We start from the raw sequence: 17062 nt of genomic DNA, 5'->3' as shown, positions 1-17062 counted from the left end.
CCAGTGGGGGCGGTAACAGAATAACTCGGATACACGCATCGTTTCTGCATCGACTCTTGGGTATTGTCGGATCTGTCCGCCGCAGGCTCCACATTCGAGACGGCAGCGACGCAACCACCAGGAAAGGTGAAGACATGCGGTGCGATGTGACGGAGTTGCCCGTCCTGGCGAGTGAACGGGTTGGTGAGGATGTCGGTGTCTGGTGTGAGCGGATGCGTGCGCGAGTGCGGGACACCGTGACGGACTTCGTAGGCGCGCGTTGCCGGGAGCATCTGGACGTCCCCGAGACCGCGGTCCTCGCGCAGGTGATCACCGACTTCGCGGCGCGGGGGAAATACCTGCGATCGGCGTTTCAACTCGCGGGCTGGTTGACGGTCGAGCCGGAGCGCCGCGCGGCGGTGCGAGCGGCGGCCAGCGCGGAGCTGCTGCATTGTTTCGCGCTGATGCAGGACGATGTGATGGATCAGTCCGCGGTGCGTCGGGGGATGCCCGCCGCTCATGTGCGGTTTGCGCAATGGCATCGCTACCAAGGCTTTTCGGGCGAATCGGAACGTTTCGGGGAGTCGGCCGCGGTACTGGCGGCGGACCTGTGCCTGGTGTGGGCTGAGCAGTTGCTGCGGGAAAGCGGTGTGAGCGCGTCCGCGCTGGCGCGGGTGATGCCACGCTACGCGGCGATGCGCAGCGAGCTCGCGGTCGGGCAGTTTCGCGATCTGGTCAACGATTCCGTCCGACGTCCGGCGCTGGGCGATGTGCTGGCGGTAGCCCGCGCGAAGTCCGGAAACTACACCGTCCGGCGTCCGTTGGAGTTGGGCGCGACGCTGGCCGGGGCCTCCCCGGGCGTGCTGGCGGCGTTGGCGCGCTACGGCGCGGCGGTGGGGGAGGCGTTCCAATTGCGCGATGATCTACTCGGGGTTTTCGGTGATCCCGAGGTGACCGGCAAGCCGGTCGGAGACGACATTCGTGCCCGCAAGGCCACCTCCGTGCTGGTGTCCGCCCGCGATCACGCCGAGGGAGCCGCGGCCGCCGAACTCGACCGGTTGGACGCCATGGCCGAACTGCCCGCGGCCGCGGTGGCCCGGTACGTGGAGATCCTCGAGGACATGGGAACCCGCGAGCGCGTCGAGAAGCTCATCGAACACCGAGTACACGAGGGTCTCGCGGCCGTCGCGGACGCCGCGATCTCGCCGCGCGCCCACGCCGTCCTGACCCACCTCGCGCACTCGTGCACCGACCGTACGAACTGACAGAGAGGCCCATTCATGCGCACCGTACGCGGTGGAACCGACCGAGTCGTCGTCATCGGCGCGGGATTGTCCGGGCTGTCCGCGGCCTTGCACCTGGCCGGTCGAGGTCGGGAAGTGGTTGTCCTGGAAAGGAATTCCTACCCCGGTGGGCGGGCCGGTCGCCTCGACGCGGGGGGATACCGACTCGATACCGGACCGACCGTGCTGACGATGCCCGACATCGTGGAACAGACGTTCGCCGCCGTCGGCGACAGCCTCGCGCACAGGCTGGATCTGGTTCCGCTGGCCTCGGTGTACGACGCTCGCTTCGCCGACGGTTCGCAGTTGTCGGTCCACAGTGACCTCGATGCGATGGTCGCCGAAGTGCGCCGCTTCGCGGGCGCGGCGGAGGCGGAAGGCTATGTGCGACTTCGTGACTGGTTGACGCGGTTGTATCACGTTCAGTACGAGCGGTTCATCGCGGCCAATATGGACTCGCCGCTGTCGGTCCTCACGCCCGCGCTGGGAAGGCTGGCGGCGATGGGGGGTTTCCGCTCGGTCGACAATCGAGTCTCCCATTTCCTGCGTGACGAACGGTTGCGGCGTGTTTTCAGCTTTCAATCGCTGTACGCGGGCGTCTCACCCCATCGCGCGCTCGCGGTGTACGCCGTGATCGCCTATATGGATACGGTCGCCGGGGTGTTCTTTCCGCGCGGTGGCGTGCGCGCGCTACCCGACGCGTTGGCCGCGGCCGCCGGTGACGCCGGGGTGGACCTGCGTTACGGCTCGACCGTCGCGGCGCTGGAACGCCGCGGCTCCCGGATCACCGCGGTGCGGACCGTCGAGGGGGATCGATTCGCCTGCGACGCGGTGATTTCCACCGCGGAGCCGCATATCTCCTACGCGTGGCTGGGGACTACGCCGAGGCGTCCGGTGCCTTTGCGGGCCGCGCCGTCGGCGGTGGTGGTGCATGTGGGACTGCCCGCGGGAACCGATATCGGTCATCACACCATCAGTTTCGGGGCCGCCTGGCGGCGCACGTTCGAGGAACTGATCGACGAGGGCCGGTTGATGAGCGACCCGTCGCTGTTGATCACCAGGCCGACCGCGACCGACCCCACACTGGCGCCACCCGGTCGCGATTTGCTGTCGGTGCTCGCACCGGTGCCGAATCTCGCTGCGCGCCAGGGAGTTCCGAAACTCGATTGGAACAGTGAGGGCGAACCGTACGCGCGTCGGATCCTCGAGGTGGCGGCCGAGCGGGTACTGCCCGGATTGGCCGATTCCGCCGATATTCTCGCGACGCTGACCCCGGCCGACTGGGCGCGAGCGGATATGACGGCGGGAACTCCGTTCAGCTACGCCCACAGCCTCACCCAGACCGGGCCGTTCCGGCCCAACAACTTCCCGCGTACCACCGACAATATGGTGCTCGCCGGATCCGGCACCGTCCCCGGCGTCGGCGTGCCCACGGCGCTGATCTCCGGGCAGCTGGCCGCGGACAGGATCACCGGGTCGACTCGGCGTTCGGCCGGTGCGGGCATCGTAGGAGCGGGCCGTGGCGCAGCGTGAGCTCGATGCCGCCGGGATCGCGAATCCCGCACTGCGGCAGGCATATTCGCAGTGCCGGGCGTTGAACGCGGCGCACGGGCGTACCTACTATCTGGCGACCCGGCTGCTGCCGCCGGATCGCCGCCCCGCCGTGCACGCCCTCTACGGATTCGCCCGCTACGTCGACGATCTCGTCGACGAGCCGGAGTCCGACGCCACCTCGGAAGACGTGCGATCTCGAATCGCCTCCGTGGAGCGGCGCTTCGCCGACGGGGTCGCCGAAGGCCGCAGCGACCTTCCGGTGGTGGCCGCGGTCGTCGACACGATCCGACGCTATGAGCTCGATCCCGCGCTGTTCACCGCGTTTCTGGAGTCGATGCGCATGGATCTGGAGATCACCGACTACCGGAATCGGACCGAGCTGTGCCGGTACACCTACGGCTCGGCGCAGGTGATCGGGCTGCAACTGCTTCCCGTGCTGGGCACGGTGACCGACGCGGCCACAGCGGCCCCGCACGCCGCCGCGCTGGGGGATGCGTTCCAGCTGACCAACTTTCTCCGCGACGTCGCCGAGGATCTCGATCGGGGCCGGATCTACCTTCCCGCCGACGAACTCGCCGCCTTCGGCGTGGACCGCGCCCGGCTCGAGCGATGCCGGGCGCAGGGATACGCGGACGGCGCGGTGCGATCCGCCCTCGCCTATCAAATCGACCGGGCCCGGGCTGTCTACCGGCACGCCGCGCCCGGCATCGATATGCTCAGCCCCCGGTCGCGTCCGTGCGTGGCCACCGCCTTCACCCTGTACGGTGCGATCCTCGACCGTATCGAAGCCATGAACTACGACGTGTTCGCCGGACGTGCGACCGTCGGCGCCGCGCGCAAGCTTCGCGTCGCAGTGCCCGCATATCTACGCGCGCGACAGGCGAGAGAGCAGAGCGAAAAACGTATGAAGACATCGCATCGCCGAGACGGGTAGTGCGGTCGCGAACCGCTGACGGAGACGACGCGGGGAAAGGAATTCGGTATGGCTCGATATCTGGTGGCGGCGACGCCGATCCCCGGGCACGTGGCGCCGATGACGGCGATCGCCGCGGATCTGCGGCGGCGCGGTCATCAGGTGCGGATGCTGACCGGCGCGGCATTCTCCGGGGCTGTCGCCTCGGGTGTGTCCTTCGCCGGTCTGCCGGAGGACGCGGAGGTGATGCGAACGCGCGTCGGGCACGGCAGAATGCCGGGGTTGCTTCGACGGTGGCGCGCCGGGCGGGCCGAACTCGATGCGAACTTCCTGGCGCCGATCGCAGGCCAATACCGCGCGCTGACAGCGGAATTGGATCGGCGCGACTACGACGCGGTACTGGTCGATGTGATGTTCACCGGGGCGATTCCGCTGCTGCTCGCCGCCGGACCACGGCCGCCGGTGATCGTCTGCGGTGTGGTGCCGCTGATGCTGAGCAGCGCCGACGCCGCACCGTTCGGTGTCGGCTGGCGGCCCGAGGCCGGGCGCGATTACACGCTGATGAATCGGTTCGTGCAGCGCGTGCTGTTCGGTGGTGATCAGTCCCGGCTCGACGCGATCCTGCGTGAGTGGGACCTGGGACCGGCCCCGATGTTCCTGCTGGACTGGCCGGTACTCGCCGAGGCGATGGTGCAGTTCACCGTCGCGGAGTTCGAATACCCGCGGCGCGATCTGCCCGCCACGGTGGTCTTCGCCGGTCCGATCGTTGCGCCCGCGCCCCGGCAAGCCGTGCTGCCGGACTGGTGGGGCGCGCTCGACCGCGCGAAGACGGTCGTGCACGTGACCCAGGGCACCTGGGACAACAGCGATCTCGATCAACTGATCCGGCCGACCCTGGACGCGCTCGGCGACCGCGCCGATGTCGTGGTCGTGGCGTGTACCGGCGGCGCTCGCCCGCCGAGTGGTCCCATCCCCGCCAATGCGTATGTGGCGGAGTTCCTTTCGTACCAGCGGCTGCTGCCGCACGTCGATGTGATGATCACCAACGGCGGCTACGGCGGGGTTCAACAGGCGCTGAGTCACGGGGTGCCGTTGATCGTCGCGGGCGATACCGCCGACAAACCGGAGACAGCCGCGCGCGTGGCCCATTTCGGCGCGGGGATCGACCTCGGCACGGCCCGCCCGCGCCCCGCGGCCATCGCCGAGGCCGTGGACCGGGTACTGACCTCGCCGCGAATGCGTGAGTCGAGTGGTCGGCTGGCGCGCGCGATCGCGCACAGCGCGCCCCTCGACACGCTCGCGGCGGTGCTGGCCGAGACAGCGGACGTGCGTTGCCTGTTCGACGGTACGACGAAAGTGCCGACCGGAGACAAATTCCCGATATCCGCGACCGGCCCCGCCGATCGCGAGTGAGGAAATCCCCATGGACCGATGGCAATACCTACTGCTGCTGGCGGGCTGCCTCATAGTGACGGCTCCGCTGGAATTTCTCGGTTCGGGCGTGTACCGCCGACCCCGGACGCTGGGTATCGCCCTGCTGCCCGCCGCCGCGTTCATCGGATGGGATCTGCTGGCGATCGCCACGAACATCTGGCACTTCTCACCCCGCTACCTGCTCGGTGTGTGGTTGCCGGGGGCGATCCCGATCGAGGAGTTGTTGTTCTTCGCCGTCGTCCCGGTGTGCGGTCTGCTCACCTTCGCCGCCGTCGAGAGGCTGCTCGGCATCGTCTCCGATATGCGGCACGGGCGACGCGACGCGACGGAAGGGACGGCGAAATGAGTCTCACGGGAATCGGTTACACGGCCCCGGCGCTCGGCGCGGTCGTGGTGGTGTGCGCCGCGGAATGCGCACTGTTGCGGACCGGGCTGTTCCGGCGGCCCGCCTACTGGCTCACCATGGTCATCGTCTTGGGCTTCCAAATCGCGGTGGACGGTTGGCTGACCAAACTCGACGCGCCGATCGTGCTGTACAACCCGGATCACATTCTCGGACTTCGATTTCCCTGGGACATACCGGTGGAGGACTTCTTGTTCGGATTCGCCCTGGTGACCTCGGTCCTGCTCAGCTGGGAGTACGCGCGGCGACGTCAGGCGGTGACTCGGTGATCAACCATGAACCGACCCTGGGCGAGGCTCGCGATCGGCGGCGGGTGCACTATCCGGCGGCTGCCGGGCGACTCGACGTCGGCCGCACCGGCGCCACGCCGCGGGCGGTGGTCGTGGGCGCTGGAATCGCCGGGCTGGCCGCCGCGACCGGACTGGCCGAACGGGGGTTCCACGTCGATGTCATCGAACGCGAGCGGTATCTGGGCGGACGCGTGGGCGGCTGGACCCAGCGACTGCACGACGGCGGCCGGGTGGCGATGAACCGGGGCTTCCACGCCTTCTTCGCGCAGTACTACAACTTGCGAAAGCTGTTGTCCCGTGCCGATATTCGATTGCACCGGCTACGCGACTATCCGCTGATCGACGATCGAGGCAGGCGCGACACCTTCCGCGGGCTGCCTCGTACCCCGCCGTGGAACGCGCTGGCCTTCGCATTGCGCAGTCCGACCTTCGGCCTGCGGGATCTGTTCCGGCTCGACGCGCGAGCCGCCGAGCCGCTGGTCACGGTGTCGGTGCCCGGCATCTATGAGCGGCTGGACGATCTGGACGCCGAAACCTTCCTGCGCGCCATCAATTTTCCGGACGCGGCGCGGCATCTGGCGTTCGAGGTGTTCTCCCGCAGCTTCTTCATCGAACCGCACCGCATGTCCGCCGCCGAGTTGGCGATGATGTTCCATATCTATTTCCTCGGCTCCAGCGAAGGGCTGATCTTCGATGTGGCGCCGGACAACTTCGACGTGAGCGTCTGGGAACCGCTGGCGCGCTACCTCACCTCGGCAGGCTGTCCCGGTCGCGTCGAGTTCCATCTCGACACGTCGGTCGAGCGTATCGAGCCCGAGGCGACCGGATTGCGGGTGATCGACGACACCGGCGGCGAGATCGCCGCGGACGCTGTCGTTCTCGCCGCCGACATCGCGGGCCTGCGCCGGATCGTCGCGGCCTCCCCGGACCTCGGTGACGCCGAATGGCGTTCGCGGATCGGCGCATTGGCGACCGCGCCGCCGTTCGCCGTGCGACGGCTGTGGCTCGACCGTCCGGTGCGAGCGGACCGGTCGAGCTTTCTCGGCACCGGCAATCTGGATCCGCTCGACAACATCAGCGTCCTGAATCGCTACGAACGCAATGCCGCGGACTGGGCCGGGCGCACCGGCGGCAGTGTGGTGGAACTGCACGCGTACGCCGTTTCCGACGCCGACTCGCGGCCCGGCGTGCGAGCCGACACCGAACAGCGAATGCTGGCTCGGCTGCATCAGATCTATCCGGAAACCGCCGCCGCGCACATCGTCGGACAGACCACGCTGTGGCGGCAGGACTGTCCGCGGTTCGCGCCCGGCGATTTCGCCCGGCGTCCCGGAGTGATCACCCCGGATTCCCGGCTGGTACTGGCCGGGGACGGTATTCGCGTCGACCTTCCCGTGGCGTTGATGGAACGCGCCGCCACCACCGGGTGGCTGGCGGCCAACACGCTGCTGGCGCGGTGGGGCGGCGCGGGCCACGATCTGCACTCGGTGCCCGCCGATGGGCGCTCGAAGGTACTGCGTAGGGCGGCGAACTTGGGGAGGCGCTTCGGATGACCGATCGAACCGATTCGGCCGGATGGTCGAAAAAGATTCCGCTGCAACGTTTCTCGCCGGAGAAATGGTCACGGCAGCGACCGACCTACCGGGACGCGGATCCGACGTTGATCAGCGCCGCGCTGGACTGGTCGCAGCGGCTGCCCTCCGGTAACTGGTACGTCTTCGCCTCGAGCGGCAGCATCCGCGGCGACCGTCCGTTCGGCGCCACCGTCGGCGGGGTCGAGATCGTGGCGTGGCGCGATGCGCGGCAGGTCCTGCACGTCGGTCCCGCCGCCTGCCCGCATCTGGGCGCCGATCTCGCCACCGCGCAGGTGGAGGACACCGCGCTGCTGTGCCGGTGGCACGGAATGCGAGTGGGTGCAAAGGATTCGAAGCGCTGGGCTCGGTTCCCGAGTTATGACGACGGCGTGCTGGCCTGGGTGCGGCTGGACGCCCTCGGCGGGCAACCGCCGACCGAGGCGCCCACTGTGGGCGCACGCCCGGCCGACACCACCGTCCATGCGGTGACTTCCCTTGTGGGAGTGTGCGAGCCGCGCGACATCATCGCCAACCGGCTCGATCCCTGGCACGGCTCCTGGTTCCATCCCTATTCGTTCGCTCGGCTGGAGGTCACCGAGGCGCCGCCACGCGAGGCGATCACCGAGCGGAATCACAGATTCCTTGTCACTGTGACCTTTCGGGTGACCAGGACGCTCGGCGTACCCGTCGAGGCCGAATTCACCTGCCCGGACCCGCGCACGATCACCATGCGCATCGTGGCGGGGGAAGGCGCGGGCAGTGTGGTCGAAACCCATGCCACGCCAATGGGTTCCGGGCCGGACGGGCGCAGTCGTACGGCCGTGATCGAGGCGGTTGTCGCCCACTCCGATCGGCCCGGATTCCGGCACGCGCGCCGGATCTCACGCCTGCTGCGCCCGCTGATGAACCACGCGGCGACCCGGTTGTGGCGCGACGACCTGGCCTACGCCGAACGGCGCTATCACATTCGGCAGAACCGACCGTAACAACCTGCCCCGCTTCGGTTATCGCGCGGTACGCGCCGGACGGGGTTGGTCGAGACGGGGAAACAGCAGTTCCTGGACGAGCAGCAGAATCGCGGCGGCGGCGGGGATCGCGAGCAACGCCCCGATGACCCCGAGCAGGGCTCCGCCGAGCAGGGTCGCGACCACGGTGACCAGACCGGGGACCTGAACGGTGCGGCCCATGATGGGCGGGACGAGCAGGTAGTCCTCGACCACGCGCAGTACCAGGAAGAATCCGAGCGTGGCCAGGCTGACCGGCAGCGAGACCGTCAGCGCGACAACGGTGATGATGATTCCGGCGACAGTCGAGCCGACCAGGGGAATCAGATCCAACACGGCGACGAGCACCGCGAGTAGCAGAGCGAAGGGCACATCGAAGACGGCCAGCCAGACGAAGGTCAACACGGCGGTAATCGCCGAGATGAGCAGATTACCGAGAACGTAGCCGCCGACCTTGGCGAAGATGGCGTCGCCGATGAGAATCGCGCGCGGGCGGCGTTCGTGGGGGAACAGCCGGTATATCCCGGCCCGCAGCATCGGGAACGTGGCGGAGAAGTAGATCGTGAGCACGGCGACGATGACCGTGGCCGATATCGCGCCGAACACCATCTTCCCGGCCCCCATCACTCCGCTGGCCAACGCCCCACCCGTGCCCGCGCCGCCGCCGAGACTGTCGAGACCGTGCTGCAATTTCTCGTCGAGGCGGAACCGCTGGGCCAGCGATCGCACCGGCGGGTACTGGTCCTGCAGCCGGTGCAATTGGTCGGGAGCGTGATCGACCAGCGCGCGGCCCTGATCGATCAGCGGCGGGACAGCAGCGGCGAGAAACCCTGCCACAGCGGCCAATCCGACCACCACCACCAATGTGACCGCCCAGCCGCGGCGCACCCGGTGACGCACCAGCCACGAGATCAACGGCTCCATCCCGATCGCGAGAAACAATCCCGCCACCAGAAGAAGCAGCACCTCGCGGGCGGCCAGCACGAATCGGACGGTTCCGAGGGTGACCAGCGCCCCCGCGGTCGCGGTCAAGCCGACCATGAACGGGGAATACCGATCGAATCGCCGCCCGGGCTTGCCGAGTGGATGATCCTCGGATTTCAACTCCTCCGCCGCCGCCTCGGCCTGCGTAATCGGTTCGGGCTCATCGGCTGGATGCGGCTGTCCCACCCAGTCGCTGTGTGCCCGCTCGCCCCGATCGTCGTCGTTCATAGGCTCCCGCCCTGCTGCCGTGCGTACTGTCCGGCAGCGGCGTACCCGGATACGCAGGGGATATTCGAAGGGCGCGAGGTGTTACCTACACCACTGACGCGGGCCGGTTCGTCGGTGGGACCGCGGGTATGTCCGATGCGCGGGTGCGACGCCCGTGAGGGAATCGGATACCGGAGGTTATTGTGTCGCAGCACGACAGCGGTCCCCGTGAGGCAGTCGAGGGGATCATCGAGGACGTCAAGGGCAAAGCCAAGGAAGTCGCCGGGGTGATCACCGGTGACGAGAACCTCAAAGACGAGGGCAGCGCCCAGCAGGACAAGGCCGAGGCGCAGCGCACCGCGGCGCAGAAGGAAGCCGAAGCCGAAAAGGCCCGCCTGGAGGCGGAAGTCGCGAAGGCCCGCCAGGCCAGTCACGAGAACAACGAATAGCCCAGGCCCCGTTCGGACAGAAGTACTGCGGCCCGCCTGCTCTGGCGGGCCGCAGGCCCGGAGATTTCAAGCGATCGGCCGGGCACGCCGCCTGAGCCCTGGTCGGTCGGTGATACCGCGTCTCTACCGGGAGGCGCCGGGCGTCACCACGCCGGATTCGTAGGCGATGACAACGAGCTGGGCGCGGTCGCGGGCGTCGAGTTTGGCCAGCAGGCGGCCCACATGCGTCTTGACCGTGGCAACGCTGACGGTCAGCGCGACACCGATTTCCGCATTGGAACATCCGGCGGCGACATGGGCCAAGACTTCTCGTTCCCGGTAGGTCAGCCGCTCGAGGATGTCGGCGCGCGGGGCGGGTGTCGCTGGCTTGCGGGCGAAGGCGCTGATCATGCGGCGGGTGATGCTCGGTGTCAGCAGGGCATCGCCGCTGGCCACGATGCGGATGGCGTGGAGCAGCTGCTCGGGTGGCGAGTCCTTGAGAATGAATCCGGCTGCGCCGCTGCGCAATGCGCGGAAAACATGCTCGTCCTGATCGAAGGTGGTCACGACGAGGACGTGGGGACCGTCGGCGCTGTCGGCGGCGATGTGCTGGGTGGCCTCCAGACCGTCCATCATCGGCATTCGGATATCCATGAGGACGACGTCGGGCCGTAGCTGCCGGGTCAGGCGGACCGCCTCGCCGCCGGTACCGGCCTCACCGACGACGGTGAGATCGGGCGCGGAGTCGACCAGGACGCGAAAACCCGCGCGCACCAACGCTTCATCGTCGGCGATCAGCACACGAATCGGGTTCGGCGGGTGCGCAGGCGCGGGCTCAGACATGATGGCTCGCCTCGATCGGGACATCCACGATCACGGCGAATCCGCCTGCTACGCGGGGACCCGCCTCGAATCGCCCGCCGAACAGCGACACCCGCTCCCGTATGCCCGCCAAACCCATGCCCGAGCCGCTGGCGCCCGTATCGGGCGCCGCTTCGGCGTCCGGGCCGTCGTCGAGGATCGAGACGGTCAATTCGGTGTCGGCCCAACGCATTTCCACTCGCGCGCGGTTGGTATGCGCGTGTTTGACCACATTGGTGAGGGATTCCTGGACGATGCGGTAGATCGTGGTCTGCAGCAATGCCGGACAAGTCACCGGCGTCCCCGACACCCGAAGCTCCACCACCAGGCCATCGTGCCGCAATCCGTCCACGAGGGCGGGTATCGCATCGAGCCCTGGTTCGAGCGGTTCGTCGGATTGTGCGGGCTCCCGTATCCGTGAAAGGACGGCCCGCAACTCGGTCAGCGCCGAGCGGCTGGCCGTCTCGATGGTGCTCAGCGCCTGCCGCACCTCGGCGGGATTCTCATCGATCAGCAATCGCGCGACGCCGGAGCGTACGGCCACCATGCTGAGGGTGTGGGAGATCAGATCGTGCACGTCCCGCGATATTCGCAGCCGCTCCTCGGCGCGGATCCGGCGTTCGGACTCCGCTTCCCGCCGCCGTTGTTGCTCGGCGATTCCGTGCCGATACTCGCGGCGGGTCCGCAGCGAATCGCCGATCAACCACGCGGGCAGGGCGATTATGAGCTGCACGGCGTCCTGATCCTGGTCGGCGTGCCAGTGGAACGCGATCATGACGCTGAGGTGGATGGCGATCAGCGCGAGAGTGGTTGCGGGAATGGATATCCCGCGCCGCCGCTGATTCGCCAGGGTGAGCACCGCGATTCCCAGCGCCGGACCGGTATTGCTCACCCAGGGCGTGAATCGCACACCGGCCAGCGCGGCCGCGCACAGCACGGCCGTGACGGCGACGAGCACGGCCAGCGGCCAGCGACGCCGCACGAGCAGCGGCGCTGTGGCCGCGACTCCGAATGCCGCGATCTGCGCGGTCGATCCGATCCCCGTCGCCATGCCGATCACCAGCGGACCGGTGAACGCCACCAGACAGAACAGGGCGATCGCGGTATCGAGCCGGTCCGGCCCCGCGGAGTCGGTGCGGTGCCGGACTGCGAACCGCTGATGCCATGGTGGCGCGGACAGCGCAGCCGAAGTCGCGGGCGGTGCTGCGGTCATCGACATAACCCGACCGTAGCGCTCGGCCCGCTGACCGCGCATCGGCTCCCGGAGGTCATCCTCGGGTAGGACCCGCCGCACCGATCAGACCACGGTGGGTGCGCAACTCGCGACCGCGAGCCGACGACCCGGCTCGATGCGGACGCGAGGATGAGGATATGAAAACCCCAGGTCCCCAGCACATCTCCCGCGGTGCCGACGCAGCGGATGCCCGTGACCGCGCGATCCGGCTGTCGCCCGCCCTGACGGCGATCGCCGTCGTATCCCTCACCGCGGGCATCGTGTCGGGCGGTGTCGCCTACCTCGGCCGGTCCCCACATCGGGAGGAGCATGTCGCGGGCACGGCTGCCTGGTGGCCGCATCTGGCACTGCTGGCCCTCGCGGTCGTCGTGGCCCTCATCCTTCGCCGCCGCACTCGTTCACCGCGGACGCTGGTATTCGCGCCGCTCGGCTCGCGTGCCGCACAGCGACTCCGGCGCACCCTGTCGGCGGCCTGGCGGCGTCCCACGGTGGCGCTGCGTCTGCTGGCCGGCCTCGTGCCGATGCTCCTACTGGCGTACATTCCGTGGCGCATCGGGGTACAGATCCTCGGCGGCCTCGACCCGAACTTCACCGCCAACGCCTGGGGCGGGCCGAGCTATGTGGGCGCGATGGCCTGCCACTACCTCGACGCTGCGCTGTTGGTCGGGGCGGCCGCGGGAGTACTGAATGCTCTGCTGCTCCCCGCGGAGAAGTCGAGCCGCTAGCATCGCGTCCGAAAATTCCGCGCGACGCTCGAGTGGTCAACGGGTCCGGGCATGTCAGGGCGTACGAGGACCACGACTACCGAGAGGGTCCCGCTGATCACGACGGTTTGCCACGTGCCGCGGGCCGAGATCCGCGCCGGGATCGCCAGCAGATCGATGGGGCGGCGCGGGCCCTGGGTGTTTCGGCCCAGGCCGAAACAGGGTGCCTCCGCCCGATCGTGATTCCTACGCTGCTCGAGTTGCCGAATTCCGAGGAGGCTCGAGATGACGAGTGATGTTGTGTATCAGACCGACACCGTATCCGTGGGTCAGAGTGTGTCGGCCGAGGAATGTCGGCCGCGTCGCCCCGCCGAGCGGCCGCGGACCGTCGCCGAACTGCTGGTCGGATTGGATCCGTTTCTGGCCCTGTCGCGATGATCGGACGTAACGTCTGTCCGGATGACCAGCTGGAGTGTTGTATGAAGCGAATCCATTTCACGCCCGAGGACGCGATGCGGGTCCGGATCGGGCCGCCGCTGAGTCCGTTCGGGGAAACCCTGCTGGCCGCCCGCATGTTGCAGCGGAGCAGGGCGGGGATGTTCACCGGTTGGCGCGCCCAGGTCCGCGACACCGTGCCCGTCGATTTCGGCCTGCTGGCCGAACTCGTCCCGCCCGACAACGATTTCGTCGACCTGATCACCCCGCTGCGCGAGGCTCGTTCGATGCCGGAGGCGCTCGAGGCATTGCGGCTGGCCCCGCGGGAGGAACTGCGCCGCGAGGTGAATTTCACGTTGGAGCGGCGAGCTCGGCGCTCCAACGCCCCGATCCCGGCCTGGGCGGCGACGCTGCCCGACCGCGACGGCGGTGTGCTGCGCGATATCGCGGCCGCGGTCGAGGCATTCCATTCGGTGGCCTTCGCCGGACGATGGGCGCATGTGCAGACCCACCTCGATCTGACCGGCGAGCGGCTGGCGCGCACGCTGGCCACCGAGGGGGTCGAGCGACTGCTGGCCGGACTGGGGCGCTGGCGCACGCCGGTGCTGGAGATCGCCACGCTGGGACCGCCCCCGGGCTCGGAGTTGCGTTTGCGCGGAAGGGGTTTGACCATCACCCCGTCGCTGTTCGCCTGGCCCGACCCCATCGCGCTGAAATCCAGTGTCGACGAAGGCGCGCCCGTGCGGCTGATCGTGCCCGCGCTGCGAGATCCGGGCGACTTCATCGCGGCCTGGGGCCCCCGGCCTCGCAACGACGCCCTGGTCGCCCTGCTCGGACGCACCCGCGCCGCGGTTCTGGAAGTCGTCGCCGCGGGCTGCACGACCACCGAATTGGCTCGTCGCCTTGCTGTTTCGCCCGCCACCGCCAGCGAGCACGCCTCCATCCTGCGTCGCGCGGGGCTGATCGACAGCCGTCGTGAGCGCAATGCCATGCGACACGAACTCACCACCTTGGGTGCGGCGCTGCTCGATGGTGAGCTGGATCGAGGTCTGCGCAGCGCGTGAGTGGCCGACGGTCCCGCGGAGTATGCGCGGCGCTACCTCGCGTTCAGTCACTGGATGCTCGCTACCGGCCCCACCGCGTGATCGTCAGCGGGCACCGAACATCGCGGTCCACCAGGGGCCCTGGTCGAGTAGGGAATTGCCGCGGCGGGGGTTGCCTTTCAGAGCGCCGATTCCGGTCGACTTCCAGGAACAGTTGAGGAGGTTTTCCCGGTGGCCGGGGCTGCTCATCCAGCCGTTCATGATCTCTCGGGGGTCGGGTGCGCCCATGCCGATGTTCTCCGAGACCTCACCCTGATAGCCCTGGGCCCGCGCGCGCTGTTCCCAGTCGCGGCCGTCGGGGCTGAAGTGGTCGAAGAATCGACGGTCTCGCATGTCCTTGTTGTGCAGGCGCGCGGCGCGGGTCAAACGCTCGTCCATTCGTAACGGCTGACAGCCCTTCTTGCGTCGCTCGGCATTGAACAGGTCGAGGACCTGTTTCTCCCATGCGGCCTCGCCCTCGACGTCGCCGGGGGCGGGCTTCGCCGGTTCATCGGGTTTGGTCGGCTGCTCGGGTTTGGTGGGCTGCTCGGGTTTGGTCGGCTGGTCGGGTTTCTGCGGCTCACTCGGTTTCGGCGGTTTGGTATCGCCGCCCTCGCAGTCCGGCGCCGCGGGCTCGTTGGTCCCGGTGTCGACGAAGGCGTCGCTGATCCACCGGCCGCTGTCGAGCTTGTCCCATACATCGGTGGCGCCCCACCTACTCTCGACGCGATCGCCGCGAGTGGTGCACACGATGGTCACGCGATCGCGGTGGCGAGCCCTGCCGACCTTGGCGCTCCGCAGGCTCGGGCCGGATCGCAGATTGACCGGCCAGCGCCCGTTCGGCGACTCGACCGTCCCCGTCCCGGGCTTGTCCGGCGCGGCGACTGCCGGGCCGGACATCGCCCCGCCCGTGACGACAACCATCACGCATACCGCGCCGAGCGCGACTCTGGACCGCCGAGTGGTGAACTCCCGCAACATATCCCGGGCCTTCGACACTGAACTCATTCGATACTGCCTCTTCCCTGATAACGAATCAGTTACGAAGCGTAGAGTTCGATGGCCAAGGGGCCGAGTGAGGTTAGTTCCAGCTTAAAGCGCCGGTACCTCGGCGTAATCGCGAAAACCGCGGCATCCGAGCCGATCTGGGGAAATCGCTCGATCGGCGGTCAGTACAAGGTTCAGCGGATGTGGACGCTTCTGCCCTTGTTCGTGTAAATCGACTTCCCGGGCTCGATCGTCTGGTCGACCCCGCCGCGGCAGTGTTCTCCGGTGTAGACGACGGCCTTGGTGTCGGTGTGGTTGACGATGGTGAGATTGCCGTGTCCAGGGCTGTAGCAACCATGCGGATTCGAATACGTGAATCCGTTGATGGAGATCCAGCCGGTGGCCGCGTCGGCGGGTCCTGGAACGGCAAGGCTGAGCAGTGCCGCCGCTATGACAGAGCCGAGGGTGGCGGTGATCCGATGCACGATCTGTCCTCTCGATTCGGAGCCTGGTGGAGCACGTCGTATCGACACCGCGAAGCTGACCACGAATCGCTTCCATGGATGGCCCGATCGGATCGAACGTCTTCGGCCCGTAGGGGTTTGGGTTCGAGGGGCGCGCGTGACCGCGCACCGCGTCCACGTTCATCCGCAGGAGTTCGGCTCTGCGTACTTCACGACCGAAAGGATCCGATCCGCGAAATGCGCTGAGCGCACGCCTGCGGTCGATGCAATTCGGCGCGGGGTGATGAATTCGGCCGGGCTACTGGTAGGTGGGGTCGGGCCAGGGGCCGATGGATCGGGAGCGGACGGGTTCGAGGAGTCGGGGCGTGAGGGTTTGGGGGAAGTCCGGGCCCCAATTGGTCGGCTCGCCCGTCATGGCGACTCGGGGGTTGTCGGTGTACCAGTCGACCAGGTCGGCGTCGGAGCGGACGATCCAGGTGCAGCCTTGTTCGGGGTGGGCGGTGAAGTCGCCGTGGCGGATTCGGGCGGGACGCCAGAAATAGGTTCCGGGCCACATCTTTCCGTAGTTGTAGTCGAATCCGCCGGCCAGGCAGTAGGCCTCCTCGCTGCAGGGGTGGTGGGCCAGGGGTTCCTCTCGCCAGCCGGGTTTGGCCCTGATGAGGCGGGTGTAGAAACCTGTCTGCTGGTCGCGGTGGAGAAGTTTGATGTACAGGCCGGGGACGGGTGTGCCGCCGAGGTCGAAGCGCATGGGGCTGCCGTCCTCGACGTCGATCCACGGCATGGCCGCGGAGTCCAGGACGGTGAGTTTCTGGTCGGCGCGGACGAATGCGCGATCGGAGTCGGCCCGCTCGAAGTGCCAGTCCCCGTGCTCGCGGAACAGTAGGACCTCGGTGCCCGCGGCCACCGAAATCGGCGGGGTCAGAACACCTTTCGGGGCATGCCAGAATCCTTCGGGGCCCAGCTCGGTGGCCCCGATGGTAACCCGGCCCGACAGGACGAACCATTCGGTGTCGGCCTGATGCACTCCGGCGGGCCGAGACCAGTCGCCGGTGAAGCGGATCTTGAGCGAGGCCGAGCCGTCCTCTTCGTCGTAGCTGAGGTTGCGTTGTTCGGCGGTGCCGGTGGCGTGTTCGAACTCGGCGAGATGCCAGATCAGGTCGCGTTCGTCGATGAGTTCTACATGCGGACGCATGAGGTCTCCTGAAGGGAGGAAACGGTTTTCGCTACAGAATGTACTGCTAT

18 protein-coding genes are annotated in these 17062 nt (G+C 68.0%); 12 read left to right on the top strand and 6 right to left on the bottom strand.

Annotation, left to right across the window (positions count from 1 at the left end; genetic code table 11):
• Positions 1 to 236: 236 nt before the first annotated feature.
• Genes NP4_RS22125 through NP4_RS22090 form a run of 8 tightly spaced genes read left to right on the top strand, consistent with a single transcriptional unit; the run spans position 237 to position 8416 of the window.
• Positions 237 to 1244 (top strand): polyprenyl synthetase family protein, encoded by a 1008-nt coding sequence (locus NP4_RS22125; protein WP_245998739.1) that lies wholly within the window; start codon positions 237 to 239, stop codon positions 1242 to 1244.
• A 15-nt stretch (positions 1245 to 1259) separates the two neighbouring features.
• The gene (gene crtI, locus NP4_RS22120) at positions 1260 to 2795 is read left to right on the top strand and encodes a phytoene desaturase family protein (RefSeq protein ID WP_068000929.1); all 1536 of its coding nucleotides are present in this window, start codon (positions 1260 to 1262) and stop codon (positions 2793 to 2795) included.
• Complete coding sequence (locus NP4_RS22115) at positions 2782 to 3750, top strand: phytoene/squalene synthase family protein (RefSeq protein WP_068000926.1); 969 nt, start codon at positions 2782 to 2784, stop codon at positions 3748 to 3750. The genes crtI and NP4_RS22115 overlap by 14 nt, the downstream gene beginning before the upstream one ends.
• Before the next feature lie 48 nt (positions 3751 to 3798).
• Positions 3799 to 5142: a glycosyltransferase gene (locus NP4_RS22110; RefSeq protein ID WP_068000923.1), complete on the top strand. Its 1344-nt coding sequence runs from the start codon at positions 3799 to 3801 to the stop codon at positions 5140 to 5142.
• A gap of 10 nt (positions 5143 to 5152) precedes the next feature.
• Positions 5153 to 5509 carry a lycopene cyclase domain-containing protein gene (locus NP4_RS22105; RefSeq protein ID WP_068000919.1) on the top strand — a complete coding sequence of 119 codons (357 nt, stop codon included), beginning with the start codon at positions 5153 to 5155 and terminating at the stop codon, positions 5507 to 5509.
• Complete coding sequence (locus NP4_RS22100; RefSeq protein ID WP_068000916.1) at positions 5506 to 5835, top strand: lycopene cyclase domain-containing protein; 330 nt, start codon at positions 5506 to 5508, stop codon at positions 5833 to 5835. The genes NP4_RS22105 and NP4_RS22100 overlap by 4 nt, the downstream gene beginning before the upstream one ends.
• Positions 5835 to 7409 (top strand): FAD-dependent oxidoreductase, encoded by a 1575-nt coding sequence (locus tag NP4_RS22095; RefSeq protein ID WP_373863857.1) that lies wholly within the window; start codon positions 5835 to 5837, stop codon positions 7407 to 7409. Before NP4_RS22100 ends, NP4_RS22095 begins: the two co-directional genes overlap by 1 nt.
• On the top strand, positions 7406 to 8416 hold the full coding sequence (locus tag NP4_RS22090) for a Rieske (2Fe-2S) protein (RefSeq protein ID WP_068000913.1): 1011 nt from the start codon (positions 7406 to 7408) through the stop codon (positions 8414 to 8416). Before NP4_RS22095 ends, NP4_RS22090 begins: the two co-directional genes overlap by 4 nt.
• Before the next feature lie 18 nt (positions 8417 to 8434).
• On the opposite strand, the gene NP4_RS22085 is transcribed toward NP4_RS22090, so the two are convergent.
• Complete coding sequence (locus NP4_RS22085) at positions 8435 to 9646, bottom strand: AI-2E family transporter (RefSeq protein ID WP_082876106.1); 1212 nt, start codon at positions 9644 to 9646, stop codon at positions 8435 to 8437.
• Between the two features lie 182 nt (positions 9647 to 9828).
• Between NP4_RS22085 and mbp1 the strand changes: the two genes are divergently transcribed.
• Positions 9829 to 10074, top strand: coding sequence for a microaggregate-binding protein 1 (gene mbp1 / locus NP4_RS22080; RefSeq protein WP_068000911.1), 246 nt, complete (start codon positions 9829 to 9831; stop codon positions 10072 to 10074).
• Between the two features lie 123 nt (positions 10075 to 10197).
• On the opposite strand, the gene NP4_RS22075 is transcribed toward mbp1, so the two are convergent.
• Positions 10198 to 10896: a response regulator gene (locus NP4_RS22075; protein ID WP_068000908.1), complete on the bottom strand. Its 699-nt coding sequence runs from the start codon at positions 10894 to 10896 to the stop codon at positions 10198 to 10200.
• A complete protein-coding gene (locus NP4_RS22070; RefSeq protein WP_082876133.1) occupies positions 10889 to 12133 on the bottom strand; it encodes a sensor histidine kinase in 1245 nt (414 codons plus the stop codon). Before NP4_RS22070 ends, NP4_RS22075 begins: the two co-directional genes overlap by 8 nt.
• A 152-nt stretch (positions 12134 to 12285) precedes the next feature.
• Here NP4_RS22070 and NP4_RS22065 point away from each other — a divergent pair, with 152 nt between their 5' ends.
• The 3 genes from NP4_RS22065 (at position 12286) to NP4_RS22055 (ending at position 14351) form a co-directional block, all read left to right on the top strand.
• Entirely contained in the window at positions 12286 to 12873 is a 588-nt protein-coding gene (locus NP4_RS22065; protein WP_211335991.1) for a hypothetical protein, read from the top strand.
• Positions 12874 to 13137: 264 nt separating this feature from the next.
• Positions 13138 to 13290 (top strand): hypothetical protein, encoded by a 153-nt coding sequence (locus NP4_RS41700; RefSeq protein ID WP_169813787.1) that lies wholly within the window; start codon positions 13138 to 13140, stop codon positions 13288 to 13290.
• A gap of 41 nt (positions 13291 to 13331) precedes the next feature.
• Positions 13332 to 14351 (top strand): ArsR/SmtB family transcription factor, encoded by a 1020-nt coding sequence (locus NP4_RS22055; RefSeq protein ID WP_068000903.1) that lies wholly within the window; start codon positions 13332 to 13334, stop codon positions 14349 to 14351.
• Between the two features lie 84 nt (positions 14352 to 14435).
• Here NP4_RS22055 and NP4_RS22050 read toward each other — a convergent pair whose 3' ends face one another.
• The 3 genes from NP4_RS22050 to NP4_RS22040 form a co-directional block, all read right to left on the bottom strand.
• Positions 14436 to 15377 carry a CAP domain-containing protein gene (locus NP4_RS22050; protein ID WP_082876105.1) on the bottom strand — a complete coding sequence of 314 codons (942 nt, stop codon included), beginning with the start codon at positions 15375 to 15377 and terminating at the stop codon, positions 14436 to 14438.
• 173 nt (positions 15378 to 15550) lie between these two features.
• Positions 15551 to 15841 (bottom strand): hypothetical protein, encoded by a 291-nt coding sequence (locus NP4_RS22045; RefSeq protein WP_068000897.1) that lies wholly within the window; start codon positions 15839 to 15841, stop codon positions 15551 to 15553.
• A gap of 277 nt (positions 15842 to 16118) precedes the next feature.
• Positions 16119 to 17012, bottom strand: a complete 894-nt coding sequence (locus NP4_RS22040) for a DUF4437 domain-containing protein (protein ID WP_068000893.1) — start codon at positions 17010 to 17012, stop codon at positions 16119 to 16121.
• Between the last annotated feature and the right edge of the window lie 50 nt (positions 17013 to 17062).

The organism is Nocardia pseudobrasiliensis NBRC 108224 (assembly GCF_001613105.1).
Lineage (GTDB): Bacteria > Actinomycetota > Actinomycetes > Mycobacteriales > Mycobacteriaceae > Nocardia > Nocardia pseudobrasiliensis.
The sequence above is the reverse complement of the archived record's forward strand: the minus strand, read 5'-3'. Positions and strand labels throughout refer to the sequence as shown.

Excerpts from the sequence above, each read along its gene's own strand:
- NP4_RS22110 (WP_068000923.1), top strand. The coding sequence starts at position 3,799 with ATGGCTCGATATCTGGTGGCGGCGACGCCGATCCCCGGGCACGTGGCG.
- NP4_RS22090 (WP_068000913.1), top strand. The coding sequence starts at position 7,406 with ATGACCGATCGAACCGATTCGGCCGGATGGTCGAAAAAGATTCCGCTG.
- NP4_RS22085 (WP_082876106.1), bottom strand. The coding sequence starts at position 9,646 with ATGAACGACGACGATCGGGGCGAGCGGGCACACAGCGACTGGGTGGGA.
- NP4_RS22100 (WP_068000916.1), top strand. The coding sequence starts at position 5,506 with ATGAGTCTCACGGGAATCGGTTACACGGCCCCGGCGCTCGGCGCGGTC.
- NP4_RS22050 (WP_082876105.1), bottom strand. The coding sequence starts at position 15,377 with ATGAGTTCAGTGTCGAAGGCCCGGGATATGTTGCGGGAGTTCACCACT.
- NP4_RS22055 (WP_068000903.1), top strand. The coding sequence starts at position 13,332 with ATGAAGCGAATCCATTTCACGCCCGAGGACGCGATGCGGGTCCGGATC.
- NP4_RS22105 (WP_068000919.1), top strand. The coding sequence starts at position 5,153 with ATGGACCGATGGCAATACCTACTGCTGCTGGCGGGCTGCCTCATAGTG.
- NP4_RS22070 (WP_082876133.1), bottom strand. The coding sequence starts at position 12,133 with ATGTCGATGACCGCAGCACCGCCCGCGACTTCGGCTGCGCTGTCCGCG.
- NP4_RS22075 (WP_068000908.1), bottom strand. The coding sequence starts at position 10,896 with ATGTCTGAGCCCGCGCCTGCGCACCCGCCGAACCCGATTCGTGTGCTG.
- NP4_RS41700 (WP_169813787.1), top strand. The coding sequence starts at position 13,138 with ATGACGAGTGATGTTGTGTATCAGACCGACACCGTATCCGTGGGTCAG.
- crtI (WP_068000929.1), top strand. The coding sequence starts at position 1,260 with ATGCGCACCGTACGCGGTGGAACCGACCGAGTCGTCGTCATCGGCGCG.
- NP4_RS22065 (WP_211335991.1), top strand. The coding sequence starts at position 12,286 with ATGAAAACCCCAGGTCCCCAGCACATCTCCCGCGGTGCCGACGCAGCG.
- NP4_RS22040 (WP_068000893.1), bottom strand. The coding sequence starts at position 17,012 with ATGCGTCCGCATGTAGAACTCATCGACGAACGCGACCTGATCTGGCAT.